General features: G+C 67.3%; 20 protein-coding genes. All 20 read right to left on the bottom strand.

Translation table 11 applies throughout. The features are described from left to right. Positions 1-31: 31 nt before the first annotated feature. Positions 32-430 carry a 50S ribosomal protein L18 gene (gene rplR / locus FHX81_RS24235; RefSeq protein WP_141980310.1) on the bottom strand — a complete coding sequence of 133 codons (399 nt, stop codon included), beginning with the start codon at positions 428-430 and terminating at the stop codon, positions 32-34. Position 431: 1 nt separating this feature from the next. Then, positions 432-971, bottom strand: a complete 540-nt coding sequence (gene rplF / locus FHX81_RS24230) for a 50S ribosomal protein L6 (RefSeq protein ID WP_073885911.1) — start codon at positions 969-971, stop codon at positions 432-434. A gap of 17 nt (positions 972-988) precedes the next feature. Then, a complete protein-coding gene (gene rpsH / locus FHX81_RS24225) occupies positions 989-1387 on the bottom strand; it encodes a 30S ribosomal protein S8 (RefSeq protein WP_033428586.1) in 399 nt (132 codons plus the stop codon). 125 nt (positions 1388-1512) lie between these two features. Beyond that, entirely contained in the window at positions 1513-1698 is a 186-nt protein-coding gene (locus FHX81_RS24220) for a type Z 30S ribosomal protein S14 (RefSeq protein WP_141980309.1), read from the bottom strand. A gap of 2 nt (positions 1699-1700) precedes the next feature. Beyond that, on the bottom strand, positions 1701-2264 hold the full coding sequence (gene rplE / locus FHX81_RS24215) for a 50S ribosomal protein L5 (RefSeq protein WP_141980308.1): 564 nt from the start codon (positions 2262-2264) through the stop codon (positions 1701-1703). Then, a complete protein-coding gene (rplX, locus tag FHX81_RS24210) occupies positions 2264-2578 on the bottom strand; it encodes a 50S ribosomal protein L24 (protein ID WP_073885913.1) in 315 nt (104 codons plus the stop codon). Before rplX ends, rplE begins: the two co-directional genes overlap by 1 nt. Before the next feature lie 2 nt (positions 2579-2580). After that, the gene (rplN, locus tag FHX81_RS24205) at positions 2581-2949 is read right to left on the bottom strand and encodes a 50S ribosomal protein L14 (RefSeq protein ID WP_033436721.1); all 369 of its coding nucleotides are present in this window, start codon (positions 2947-2949) and stop codon (positions 2581-2583) included. 67 nt (positions 2950-3016) lie between these two features. Further along, complete coding sequence (gene rpsQ, locus FHX81_RS24200; protein ID WP_141980307.1) at positions 3017-3298, bottom strand: 30S ribosomal protein S17; 282 nt, start codon at positions 3296-3298, stop codon at positions 3017-3019. Continuing rightward, positions 3295-3543, bottom strand: a complete 249-nt coding sequence (gene rpmC / locus FHX81_RS24195) for a 50S ribosomal protein L29 (RefSeq protein ID WP_141980306.1) — start codon at positions 3541-3543, stop codon at positions 3295-3297. Before rpmC ends, rpsQ begins: the two co-directional genes overlap by 4 nt. Next, complete coding sequence (gene rplP / locus FHX81_RS24190; protein ID WP_053715230.1) at positions 3543-3962, bottom strand: 50S ribosomal protein L16; 420 nt, start codon at positions 3960-3962, stop codon at positions 3543-3545. Before rplP ends, rpmC begins: the two co-directional genes overlap by 1 nt. A 3-nt stretch (positions 3963-3965) precedes the next feature. Then, positions 3966-4784 carry a 30S ribosomal protein S3 gene (rpsC, locus tag FHX81_RS24185; protein ID WP_141980305.1) on the bottom strand — a complete coding sequence of 273 codons (819 nt, stop codon included), beginning with the start codon at positions 4782-4784 and terminating at the stop codon, positions 3966-3968. Continuing rightward, positions 4784-5200, bottom strand: a complete 417-nt coding sequence (gene rplV / locus FHX81_RS24180) for a 50S ribosomal protein L22 (RefSeq protein ID WP_053715232.1) — start codon at positions 5198-5200, stop codon at positions 4784-4786. Before rplV ends, rpsC begins: the two co-directional genes overlap by 1 nt. A gap of 35 nt (positions 5201-5235) precedes the next feature. Next, on the bottom strand, positions 5236-5517 hold the full coding sequence (rpsS, locus tag FHX81_RS24175; RefSeq protein ID WP_015105260.1) for a 30S ribosomal protein S19: 282 nt from the start codon (positions 5515-5517) through the stop codon (positions 5236-5238). An 18-nt stretch (positions 5518-5535) separates the two neighbouring features. Beyond that, positions 5536-6369, bottom strand: a complete 834-nt coding sequence (gene rplB / locus FHX81_RS24170) for a 50S ribosomal protein L2 (RefSeq protein WP_141980304.1) — start codon at positions 6367-6369, stop codon at positions 5536-5538. A 22-nt stretch (positions 6370-6391) separates the two neighbouring features. Further along, complete coding sequence (rplW, locus tag FHX81_RS24165) at positions 6392-6691, bottom strand: 50S ribosomal protein L23 (protein WP_073885918.1); 300 nt, start codon at positions 6689-6691, stop codon at positions 6392-6394. Beyond that, positions 6688-7380 (bottom strand): 50S ribosomal protein L4, encoded by a 693-nt coding sequence (rplD, locus tag FHX81_RS24160; RefSeq protein WP_141980303.1) that lies wholly within the window; start codon positions 7378-7380, stop codon positions 6688-6690. Before rplD ends, rplW begins: the two co-directional genes overlap by 4 nt. Before the next feature lie 2 nt (positions 7381-7382). Continuing rightward, positions 7383-8033, bottom strand: coding sequence for a 50S ribosomal protein L3 (gene rplC, locus FHX81_RS24155; protein ID WP_141980302.1), 651 nt, complete (start codon positions 8031-8033; stop codon positions 7383-7385). Between the two features lie 52 nt (positions 8034-8085). After that, complete coding sequence (gene rpsJ / locus FHX81_RS24150; RefSeq protein ID WP_003938093.1) at positions 8086-8391, bottom strand: 30S ribosomal protein S10; 306 nt, start codon at positions 8389-8391, stop codon at positions 8086-8088. Positions 8392-8718: 327 nt separating this feature from the next. Continuing rightward, positions 8719-9912 (bottom strand): elongation factor Tu, encoded by a 1194-nt coding sequence (gene tuf, locus FHX81_RS24145; protein ID WP_141980301.1) that lies wholly within the window; start codon positions 9910-9912, stop codon positions 8719-8721. Between the two features lie 139 nt (positions 9913-10051). Then, positions 10052-12154, bottom strand: a complete 2103-nt coding sequence (gene fusA, locus FHX81_RS24140; RefSeq protein ID WP_141980300.1) for an elongation factor G — start codon at positions 12152-12154, stop codon at positions 10052-10054. Between the last annotated feature and the right edge of the window lie 77 nt (positions 12155-12231).

Genomic DNA, 12231 nt, shown 5'->3' with positions numbered 1-12231 from the left:
GCGTCCCTCTCAATTCGGTTCATGTGCATTGTCAGAACTCCAGCCCCGCCTCGCGAGCGGCATCGGCCAGAGCGGCGATCCGACCGTGGTAGGCGTTGCCGCCCCGGTCGAAGACCACCTTGGTGATCCCGGCGTCCTTGGCGCGGGCGGCGGCCAGCTGACCGACCTTCGCCGCACGGGCCTTCTTGTCGCCGTCGATCGACCGGACGTCCGCCTCCACGGAGGACGCCGCCGCCAGGGTGCGGCCGGCGAGGTCGTCGATGATCTGCACGGTGATGTGCTTCGACGACCGGTGCACGACCAGGCGCGGGCGCTCCGGCGTGCCGCTGACCTTCTTGCGGAGGCGGAAGTGACGGCGGGTCTTGGCGACGCGGCGGGTGGTCGAGATGTCCTTGCCCACCGGCTTGCGCTTCGTTGCAGTCTCGCTCATGTCACTTACCCGTCTTTCCGACCTTGCGGCGGATCTTCTCGCCCGCGTAGCGCACGCCCTTACCCTTGTACGGGTCGGGCTTGCGCAGCTTGCGGATGTTGGCGGCGACCTCGCCCACGAGCTGCTTGTCGATGCCGGACACGGAGAAGCGGGTCGGGGTCTCCACCGCGAAGGTGATGCCCGCGGGGGCCTCGACCTTCACCGGGTGGCTGTAGCCCAGCGCGAACTCCAGGTCGGAGCCCTTGAGCGCCACGCGGTAACCGACGCCGTGGATTTCCATCTTCTTCTCGTAGCCCTGGGTCACGCCCACGACCATGTTCTGCACCAGGGTGCGCGACAGGCCGTGCAGCGACCGGCTGCGACGCTCGTCGTTCGGGCGCTTCACCTCGAGGGTGCCGTCTTCGGCCTTCTCGATGATGATCGGCTCAGCGATGTTGAGCGACAGGGTGCCCTTGGGGCCCTTGACGCTCACAGCCTGGCCGTCGATGTTCACGTCGACCCCGGAGGGGACGGTGATCGGCAGCTTTCCGATGCGCGACATTGCCTAGTCCCCCTTTCTCACCAGACGTAGGCGAGGACTTCTCCGCCCACGCCCGACTTGTTGGCCTGGCGGTCGGTCATCAGACCGCCAGAGGTCGAAATGATCGCGACGCCCAGACCGCCCAGCACCTTCGGCAGGTTGGTCGACTTCGCGTACACGCGCAGACCGGGCTTCGACACGCGGCGGAGGCCGGCGATGCTGCGCTCCCGGTTCGGGCCGTACTTCAGCTCGATAACCAGGTTCTTGGCCACGTCGCCCTGCTCATCGCGGTAGCTCGCGATGTAGCCCTCGCGCTTGAGGATCTCGGCGATGTTGGCCTTCAACTTCGAGTGCGGCATCACGACCTTGTCGTGGTAAGCCGAGTTCGCGTTCCGCAGACGCGTCAACATGTCTGCGATCGGGTCGGTCATCGTCATGGTGACCTGGTCAACCTTTCTCGCTGCGGTTCCCCAGCCAGGGTCCGAGCCGGCCTCGCGGCCGGCTGGTCGTGGACGGGCCTACAGCGAAGTGATGAGTCAAAAAACCTGCCGCCGAGCCGGACTTACCAGCTGGACTTGTTCACACCGGGCAGCTCGCCCCGGTGCGCCATCTCGCGGAGGCAGATCCGGCACAGGCCGAACTTGCGGAACACCGAGTGCGGGCGACCGCAACGCTGGCAGCGGGTGTAAGCCCGCACCTTGAACTTCGGCTTGGCCGCGGCCTTGTTGATCAGCGCCTTCTTGGCCATGATCAGTTCTCCTTGAACGGGAAGCCCAGGAGCTTCAGCAGCGCCCGGCCCTCTTCGTCGTTGGTCGCGGTCGTGACCACGGTGATGTCCATACCGCGGGGACGGTCGATGGCGTCCGGGTCGATCTCGTGGAACATCGACTGCTCGTTGAGGCCGAACGTGTAGTTGCCGTTGCCGTCGAACTGCTTGCCCGACAGACCGCGGAAGTCGCGGATGCGCGGCAGCGCGATCGTCAGCAGGCGGTCCAGGAACTCCCACATCCGGTCGCCGCGCAGCGTGACGCGCGCGCCGATCGGCATGCCCTCGCGCAGCTTGAACTGCGCGATGGACTTGCGGGCCCGGCGGACCTCGGGACGCTGACCGGTGATGATCGAGAGGTCCTTGACGGCACCCTCGATCAGCTTGCCGTCGCGGGCGGCGTCGCCGACACCCATGTTGACGACGACCTTCACCACGCCCGGGATCTGCATGACGTTGGCGTACTCGAACTGCTCGCGCAGCGAGGCGACGATCTCCTCGCGGTAGCGGGTCTTCAGCCGCGGCATGGTCTTCTCAACGGTGGTCATCAGATGTCCTTCCCGTTACGACGGGAAATGCGGACCCGCTTGCCCTCGTCGTTCGTCCGGTAGCCCACACGGGTCGGCTTGCCGTCCGAGTCGACCACCATCACGTTGGACACGTGGATGGGGGCCTCCTGGGTCACGATGCCGCCCGACTGCGCGCCGCGCTCGGTCTGCGTGATCCGGGTGTGCTTCTTCATGCGGTTGACGCCCTCGACCAGGACGCGGTTCTCAGCGGGGTAGGCCTGGATGACCTTGCCGCGAGCACCCTTGTCCTTGCCGGCGATAACCACGACGGTGTCGCCCTTCTTCACCTTCATGGTCAGAGCACCTCCGGCGCCAACGAGATGATCTTCATGAACTTCTTGTCGCGCAGCTCACGACCGACCGGGCCGAAGATGCGGGTGCCCCGCGGCTCGTTGTCGTTCTTGATGAGCACCGCGGCGTTCTCGTCGAACCGGATGTAAGAGCCGTCGGGACGGCGCTTCTCCTTGACGGTGCGGACGATGACCGCCTTGACGACGTCGCCCTTCTTGACGCCGGCACCGGGGATGGCCTGCTTCACCGTCGCGACGATGATGTCCCCGATGCCCGCGTAGCGGCGGCCCGAGCCACCGAGAACACGGATGCAGAGGATTTCCTTCGCACCGGTGTTGTCGGCGACGCGCAGCCGCGACTCCTGCTGGATCACTTACCTGCTCCTTGACCATTCCTGGCCCGCCAGATTTCCGACCTGACGGGCTCGGTCGAACGACTGGCTACTTGGCCTTCTCGAGGACCTCGACGAGGCGCCAGCGCTTGGTGGCCGACAACGGCCGCGTCTCCATCAGCAGGACGCGGTCGCCGACGCCGGCGGTGTTCTGCTCGTCGTGCGCCTTCACCTTGGTGGTGGAGCGCATGACCTTCGAGTACCGGCGGTGCTTCTTGCGGTCCTCGACCGCCACCACGATCGTCTTGTCCATCTTGTCGGACACGACGTAGCCCTCGCGGACCTTGCGGTCGTTGCGAACCTCGGTAGTCACTTCGTTGTTCTCGCTCATGCCGCACCCTCACCAGTGGAAACCGCGTCGGGAGAGACCGACAGGCCCAGCTCCCGTTCCCGCATCACGGTGTAGATCCGGGCGATCTCGTGCCGGACCGTGCGCAGGCGGCGGTTGTTGTCGAGCTGCCCGGTGGCCATCTGGAAGCGGAGGTTGAACAGCTCCTCCTTCGCCTCCCTCAGGCGCAGCACGAGCTCTTCCTCGGTGAGCTCACGCAGCTCGGAAGCGGTGGTACCCGCTGCCATCAGAACTCACCACCCTCACGCGTAACGATGCGGCACTTCATCGGGAGCTTGTGGATCGCGCGACGCAGCGCCTCGCGGGCCACAGCCTCGTTCGGGAAGCTCATCTCGAAGAGCACCCGACCCGGCTTGATGTTGGCCACCCACCACTCCGGCGAACCCTTACCGGAACCCATGCGGGTCTCGGCGGGCTTCTTGGTCAGCGGGCGGTCCGGGAAGATGTTGATCCAGACCTTGCCACCGCGGCGGATGTGCCGGGTGATCGCGATACGAGCCGACTCGATCTGCCGGTTGGTCACGTAGGCGGGCTCCAGAGCCTGGATGCCGTACTCGCCGAAGGTGACCCTCGTGCCGCCCTTGGCAGCACCGGACCGTCCGGGGTGGTGCTGCTTGCGGTGCTTAACCCTGCGCGGGATGAGCACGACTCAGCCCTCCGTCTTCTCATCGGTCGGTGCGGCGGCCTGGTCGCCCGCAGCGGCCCGGCCGGCCTCGGTGCTCGTCGCCGTGGTGCCGCTGGCGCCGGAACGACGCGCCCGGTTCGGGCGGTCGGCACGGTCGCGGCGCGGCGCGCGGTCGGCCGCCGGGGCGGCGTCGCGCTCGCGCTTGGCGCTGATGCCGCCGACCACGTCACCCTTGTAGATCCACACCTTCACGCCGATCCGGCCGAACGTGGTGCGGGCCTCGAAGAAGCCGTAGTCGATGTCGGCGCGCAGCGTGTGCAGCGGCACGCGGCCATCGCGGTAGTGCTCGGAGCGGGACATCTCGGCACCGCCGAGACGGCCGCCGCACTGCACGCGGATGCCCTTGACCTGAGGCGAGCGCATGGCCGACTGGATGGCCTTGCGCATCGCGCGGCGGAACGCCACGCGGTTGGACAGCTGCTCGGCCACGCCCTGCGCGACGAGCTGGGCGTCCGACTCCGGGCTCTTCACCTCGAGGATGTTGAGCTGCACCTGCTTCTTGGTGAGCTTCTCCAGCTCACCGCGGATGCGGTCGGCCTCGGCGCCGCGGCGGCCGATGACGATGCCCGGCCGGGCGGTGTGGATGTCGACGCGGACCCGGTCACGGGTGCGCTCGATCTCCACCTTCGAGATGCCGGCCCGCTCCATGCCCTTCGAGAGCAGCTTGCGGATCTTGACGTCCTCCGCCACGTACTCCGCGTACTGCTTGTCGGCGTACCAGCGGGACTTCCAGTCCGTGGTGATACCAAGTCGGAAGCCGTGCGGGTTGATTTTCTGGCCCACTACCGAGCCCCCTTCCTGTCAGCGCCGGCCTTCGCGCTGGTCTTCTTCGGACGGCTCTCCACCTCGACGGTGATGTGGCTCGTCCGCTTGCGGATCCGGTAGGCGCGGCCCTGGGCGCGCGGGCGGAACCGCTTGAGGGTCGGACCCTCGTCCACGTAGACCTTCGACACCCACAGGGTGTCGGGGTCCAGGGACAGGTTGTTCTCGGCGTTGGCCACGGCGCTCTGCAGCACCTTGCGGACCGGCTCAGATGCCGCCTGCGGCGCGAACTGGAGCACGGCCAGGGCCTCGCTGGCGCTACGACCCCTGATGAGCTCGACGACGCGACGCACCTTCATGGGCGTGTCACGGACGTAGCGAGCCCGAGCCACGGCGCGCGGGAACTCCGGCGCTTCGGCTTCGTTACGGGCGTTCATCGCTGCTTCCCCTTGCTCTTCCTCTAGTTCGTCGCCTAGCGACGGCGCGACTTCCGGTCGTCCTTGATGTGGCCCTTGAACGTGCGGGTCGGGGCGAACTCGCCGAGCTTGTGCCCGACCATCGCCTCCGTCACGAACACCGGCACGTGCTTGCGGCCGTCGTGCACCGCGATCGTGTGGCCCAACATGTCGGGGATGATCGTCGACCGGCGGGACCAGGTCTTGATGACGGTCTTCTTGCCCGACTCGTTGAGGACGTCCACCTTCTTGAGCAGGTGGTCGTCCACGAAGGGGCCCTTCTTAAGGCTGCGAGGCATCCTTCACTCCCTCCCTGCTCAGCGCTTCTTACCGGTGCGACGACGCCGGACGATGAGCTTGTCGCTTGGCTTGCGGCGGCGGGTGCGACCCTCGGGCTTGCCGGCCGGGTTCACCGGGTGGCGACCACCGGAGGTCTTGCCCTCACCACCACCGTGCGGGTGGTCCACCGGGTTCATGGCGACACCGCGGACGGTGGGCTTCTTGCCCTTCCACCGCATGCGGCCGGCCTTGCCCCAGTTGATGTTCTGGTGCTCGGCGTTGCCGACCTCGCCGACCGTGGCGCGGCACCGGACGTCCACGTTGCGGATCTCGCCCGAGGGCATCCGCAGCTGGGCGTAGGGGCCGTCCTTGGCGACGAGCTGCACGCTGGCACCGGCCGAGCGGGCGATCTTCGCGCCGCCGCCGGGGCGGAGCTCGATCGCGTGGACCACCGTGCCGACGGGGATGTTGCGCAGCGGCAGGTTGTTGCCCGGCTTGATGTCGGCCTTGGGGCCGTTCTCCACGACGTCGCCCTGCTGGAGCTTCGACGGGGCGATGATGTAGCGCTTCTCGCCGTCGAAGTAGTGCAGCAGCGCGATGCGCGCGGTGCGGTTGGGGTCGTACTCGATGTGCGCGACCTTGGCCGGCACGCCGTCCTTGTCGGTGCGGCGGAAGTCGATCAGGCGGTAGGCCCGCTTGTGACCGCCACCCTTGTGCCGCGTCGTGATCTTGCCCGACGCGTTGCGACCACCACGGCCGTGCAGCGGGCGGATCAGCGACTTCTCCGGCGTCGTCCGAGTGATCTCGGCGAAGTCGGAGACGCTCGCACCGCGACGACCGGGGGTCGTCGGCTTGTACTTGCGAATGCCCATCTCTACGCAGTCCTCGTCGTCATCAGGCGGCCGGGCCGCCGAAGATCTCGATCGGCTTGCTCTCGGCGGACAGCGTCACGATGGCGCGCTTGGTGTCCTTGCGCTTGCCGTATCCCGTGCGGGTCCGCTTGCGCTTCCCCTGGCGGTTGATCGTGTTGACGCTGACGACCTTGACGCCGAAGACCTTCTCCACGGCAATCTTGATCTGGGTCTTGTTCGAGCCGGGAGCCACCACGAAGGTGTACTTGTTCTCCTCGAGCAGCCCGTAGGACTTCTCGGAGATGACCGGCGCGAGCAGGATGTCCCGGTGGTCGGGGATCACTTCGCGGCCTCCTCGTCGGCGTCGGACGACGTCGCGGTGGCCTCGGCGGAACCCTGCCCGTGCTGGGCCTTGCTCGCCAGGAACACGTCGAGCGCGTCCTTGGTGAACACCACGTCGTCGTTGACCAGCACGTCGTAGGTGTTGAGCTGGTCCGGCGCGATGATGTGCACGTGCGGCAGGTTGCGCAGGCTGACCCACGAAACCTCGTCGGTGCGCAGCAGCACGGCCAGCACGCGGCGCGCCTCGGTCACCGACTCCAGCACCTTGCGGGCCGACTTGGTCGACGGCGTGTCGCCCTCGACGAAGCTCGTCACCACGTGGACCTGGCCGGCACGCGCCCGGTCGGAGAGGGCACCACGCAGGGCGGCGGCCTTCATCTTCTTGGGGGTGCGCTGGCTGTAGTCACGCGGCTGCGGGCCGTGGACGACGCCACCACCGGCGAACTGCGGCGCGCGGGTCGAGCCCTGGCGGGCGCGGCCGGTGCCCTTCTGCCGGTACGGCTTCTTGCCACCACCGCGGACGTCGCCGCGGGTCTTGGTCGCGTGCGTGCCCTGGCGGGCCGCGGCCAGCTGGGCCACGACGACCTGGTGCAGCAGCGCCACGTTCGCCTGCGCGTCGAAGATCGCGGCGGGCAGCTCGACGTTGCCGTCGGCCTTGCCGGCCGGGGTGCGGATCTCAACGGAAGTCATGATCAGGCACCACCCTTCGCAGCGGTCTTGATGAACACGGTGCCGCCCTTGGGGCCTGGCACGGCGCCCTTGATGAGCAGCAGGCCGGACTCGGCGTCCACGCGGTGCACCTTGAGGTTCTGGGTGGTCACCCGCACGTGGCCCATCCGGCCCGCCATCCGCAGGCCCTTGAACACGCGGCCGGGCGTGGCGCAGCCGCCGATGGAACCCGGCGAGCGGTGCTTGCGCTGCGTGCCGTGGCTCGCGCCGAGGCCGCGGAAGCCGTGGCGCTTCATGACACCCGCGGTGCCCTTGCCCTTGCTGGTGCCGACCACGTCGACCACCGCGCCGGCCTCGAAGACCTCGGCGGTGACTTCCTGGCCGACCGTGTACTCGGACGCGTCCGTGGTGCGCAGCTCCGCCAGGTGGCGGCGGGGCGTGACGCCCGCCTTGGCGTAGTGGCCCGCGACGGGCTTGTTGACCTTGCGCGGGTCGATCGCGCCGAAGGCCAGCTGCACGGCCGAGTAGCCGTCGTTCTCCTGGGTCCGAACCTGGGTGACCACGTTCGGCTCGGCCTTGACGACGGTCACCGGAACGATCCGGTTGTTCTCGTCGAAGACCTGAGTCATGCCGAGCTTGGTGCCCAGGAGGCCCTTAACCTGCCTGTCAGACATGGGTCTCGTTACTCTCCGCCCCAAATGGGATCAACACTGCCGCGTCCAACGCTTACTGGATGTTGACGTCGACGCTCGCCGGCAGGTCGATGCGCATGAGCGCGTCCACCGTCTTCGGCGTCGGGTCGAGGATGTCGATCAGACGCTTGTGCGTGCGCATCTCGAAGTGCTCGCGCGAGTCCTTGTACTTGTGCGGCGAGCGGATGACGCAGTAAACGTTCTTCTCAGTGGGCAGCGGCACAGGCCCGACGACCCGAGCGCCGGTGCGCGTCACGGTCTCGACGATCTTGCGCGCGGACGCGTCGATCGCCTCGTGGTCGTAGGCCTTGAGCCGGATGCGGATCTTCTGTCCCGCCATGATGGCTTGCCGTTCCTCTGCTTCTAGTACCGCTGCGGTGCGGGCACCTTGCACGAGGTCACGTGACCTCCGGCGCGCTCCGCCCCCTATTCAGGATTGACACCGAGCGGTGTCACGGTGCCCGGTCCACGCGGTCGGGCGTGTCGCGCCCCAACGCATAGACCGGTCCCACTGATGAAACCTGTGGGATTGTCTTGCTCGATCAAACCCCGCTCGTGGCGGGGCGGCCGAGTCCAGAACTCGAACCGGCCGCCCCGACGAGCAACCCGTCAATGGTCGCACACCGGGGTGCGCAGACCAAATCGGGGGGTGGAAGTTAGAGCCAGGTCACTTGATGATCTTGGTGACCGAACCCGCGCCGACGGTGCGGCCACCCTCGCGGATGGCGAACCGCAGGCCCTCGTCCATGGCGATCGGCTGGATCAGCTTCACGGCCATCGACGTGGTGTCGCCCGGCATGACCATCTCGGTGCCCTCGGGGAGGGTCACGACGCCGGTCACGTCGGTCGTGCGGAAGTAGAACTGCGGGCGGTAGTTGTTGAAGAACGGCGTGTGGCGGCCACCCTCGTCCTTCGACAGGATGTAGACCTGCGCCTCGAACTCGGTGTGCGGGGTCGTGGTGCCCGGCTTCACGATCACCATGCCGCGCTCCACCTCCTCGCGCTTGATGCCGCGCAGCAGCAGCGCCGCGTTGTCGCCGGCGCGACCCTCGTCGAGGAACTTCTTGAACATCTCGATCGAGGTGACCGTCGTCTTCTTCGAGGTCTCCTTGATGCCGACGATCTCGACCTCTTCGTTGACCTTGATGATGCCGCGCTCGATGCGGCCGGTCACCACGGTGCCACGACCGGTGATGGTGAACACGTCCTCGACCGGCATCAGGAACGGCCGGTCGACCTCGCGCTCGGGCTCCGGGATGTTCTCGTCCACGGCGTCCATCAGGCCGATGAGCTTCTCGCCCCACTCGGCGTCGCCCTCCAGCGCCTTCAGCGCGGAGACGCGGACGACCGGCAGGTCGTCACCGGGGAACTCGTACTCGGAGAGCAGCTCGCGGACCTCGAGCTCGACGAGCTCCAGGATCTCCTCGTCGTCCACCATGTCGGCCTTGTTCAGGGCGACCACGATGTAGGGCACACCGACCTGGCGGGCCAGGAGGACGTGCTCCTTGGTCTGCGGCATCGGGCCGTCGGTCGCCGCGACCACCAGGATGGCGCCGTCCATCTGCGCCGCACCGGTGATCATGTTCTTGATGTAGTCGGCGTGACCGGGGCAGTCGACGTGCGCGTAGTGGCGCTTGTCGGTCTGGTACTCGATGTGCGCGATCGAGATCGTGATGCCGCGCTGCTTCTCCTCCGGCGCCTTGTCGATCTGGTCGAACGGCGTGAAGGGGTTCAGGTCCGGGTACTTGTCGTGCAGGACCTTGGAGATGGCAGCCGTCAGCGTCGTCTTACCGTGGTCGATGTGACCGATGGTGCCGATGTTGACGTGCGGCTTCGTCCGCTCGAACTTCGCCTTCGCCACTGGAATGTCCTCCTGGACTTCTATTGCTTAGCCCGGCGGGCGGGTTCCCACCCGCCGGGCTTCACGTCAGGGTCGGTTGTGCGGACCCCGGGGCATCCCCCCGGAGAGCCCGCGTGGTGCTGCGGTGCTCCGGTTGGGGTTACTCGCCCGTCGCCTTCGCGATGATCTCCTTCGCGACGTTCGCGGGAACCTCGGCGTAGGAGTCAAAGGTCATCGAGTAGTTCGCGCGACCCTGGGTCTTGGACCGCAGGTCGCCGACATACCCGAACATCTCCGACAGCGGGACCAGCGCCTTGACGACGCGGGTGCCGCTGCGCTCTTCCATGGCCTGGATCTGGCCACGGCGGGAGTTCAAGTCGCCGATCACGTCGCCCATGTACTCCTCGGGCGTGGTGACCTCGACGGCCATCAACGGCTCGAGGATCGCCGGGCTCGCCTGCCGGGCGGCTTCCTTGAGCGCCATGGAGCCCGCGATCTTGAACGCCATTTCCGACGAGTCGACCTCGTGGTAGGCGCCGTCGACCAGCGTCACCTTGACGCCCACCAGCGGGTAGCCCGCCAGCACGCCGTACTGCATCGCGTCCTGGGCGCCCGCGTCCACGGACGGGATGTACTCCCGCGGGATGCGACCACCGGTGACCGCGTTGACGAACTCGTAGAGAGCGCCGTCCTCGGTCTTCTCCAGCGGCTCCAGGTCGATGAGGACCTTCGCGAACTGGCCGGAGCCACCGGTCTGCTTCTTGTGGGTGTAGGAGTACTTCTCCACCTTGCGGCGGATCGTCTCCCGGTACGCCACCTGCGGCTTGCCGATGTTGGCCTCGACCTTGAACTCGCGGCGCATGCGGTCCACCAGGATGTCCAGGTGGAGCTCGCCCATGCCGGCGATGATCGTCTGGCCGGTCTCCTGGTCCAGGTTGACCCGGAACGTCGGGTCCTCCTCGGCCAGCTTCTGGATCGCGGTGCCCAGCTTCTCCTGGTCGGCCTTCGTCTTGGGCTCGATCGCCACCTGGATGACCGGCTCGGGGAAGGTCATGGACTCCAGCACGATGGGCGCCTGCGGGTCGCTCAGCGTCTCACCGGTGGTGGTGTCCTTCAGACCGATCACGGCGTAGATGTGACCGGCGATGGCCTCGTCGACCGGGTTCTCCTTGTTGGCGTGCATCTGGAAGATCTTCCCGATGCGCTCCTTGCGGTCCTTGGTCGAGTTGATGACCTGGGTGCCGGAGGCGACCTTGCCCGAGTAGACCCGGATGTAGGTCAGCTTGCCGAAGAACGGGTGCGCGGCGATCTTGAACGCCAGGGCCGAGAACGGCTCCTCCGTCGAGGGCTTGCGGAAGGCCGGCGTCTCGCCGTCCTGCAGCGTGCCCTCGACCGGGGGCAGGTCCAGCGGCGCCGGCAGGTAGTCGATCACCGCGTCGAGCATGGGCTGGACGCCCTTGTTCTTGAACGCCGAGCCGCACAGCACCGGGTAGGCGGTGCGGTTCTGCACGATCGCGCGGATGCCCGTCTTGATCTGCTCGACGGTGAGCTCCTCGCCGCCGAGGTAGGCCTCCATCAGCGCGTCGTCGGTCTCGGCCACGGCCTCGACCAGCGCCTCGCGGTACTCGGCGGCCTTGTCGGCGAGGTCGGCCGGGATCTCCTCGACCGTGTAGTCCTCACCCTTCTGGACCTCACCGCGCCAGGTCAGCGCGCGCATCTCGACCAGGTCGACGACGCCGATGAAGTCGCTCTCCGACCCGATCGGGATCTGGATCGGCAGCGGCTTCGCGCCGAGGCGCTCGGAGATCGTGCGCACGGTGAAGTAGAAGTCCGCGCCCAGCTTGTCCATCTTGTTGACGAAGCAGATGCGCGGGACGTCGTACTTGGTCGCCTGGCGCCAGACCTGCTCGGACTGGGGCTCGACGCCCTCCTTGCCGTCGAACACGGCAACGGCGCCGTCGAGGACGCGGAGGTTGCGCTCCACCTCGACGGTGAAGTCGACGTGGCCGGGCGTGTCGATGATGTTGATCTGGTGGTTCTTCCAGAAGCAGGTCGTCGCGGCCGACGTGATCGTGATGCCGCGCTCCTGCTCCTGCTCCATCCAGTCCATGACCGCGGCGCCGTCGTGGACCTCGCCGATCTTGTAGCTGATCCCGGTGTAGAACAGGATCCGCTCGGTCGTCGTGGTCTTGCCCGCGTCGATGTGGGCCATGATCCCGATGTTGCGGACCTTGGCCAGGTCGGTGAGCACGTCCTGTGCCACGGGTGTCTTCCCCTGTCTTGAGCTAGCTGGTAGCAGGCTCACTAGGGCTGGGAGAGCCCCGCCGGTCCCCGGGGACC

The organism is Saccharothrix saharensis (assembly GCF_006716745.1).
Classification (GTDB): Bacteria; Actinomycetota; Actinomycetes; order Mycobacteriales; family Pseudonocardiaceae; genus Actinosynnema; species Actinosynnema saharense.
The sequence above is the reverse complement of the archived record's forward strand: the minus strand, read 5'-3'. Positions and strand labels throughout refer to the sequence as shown.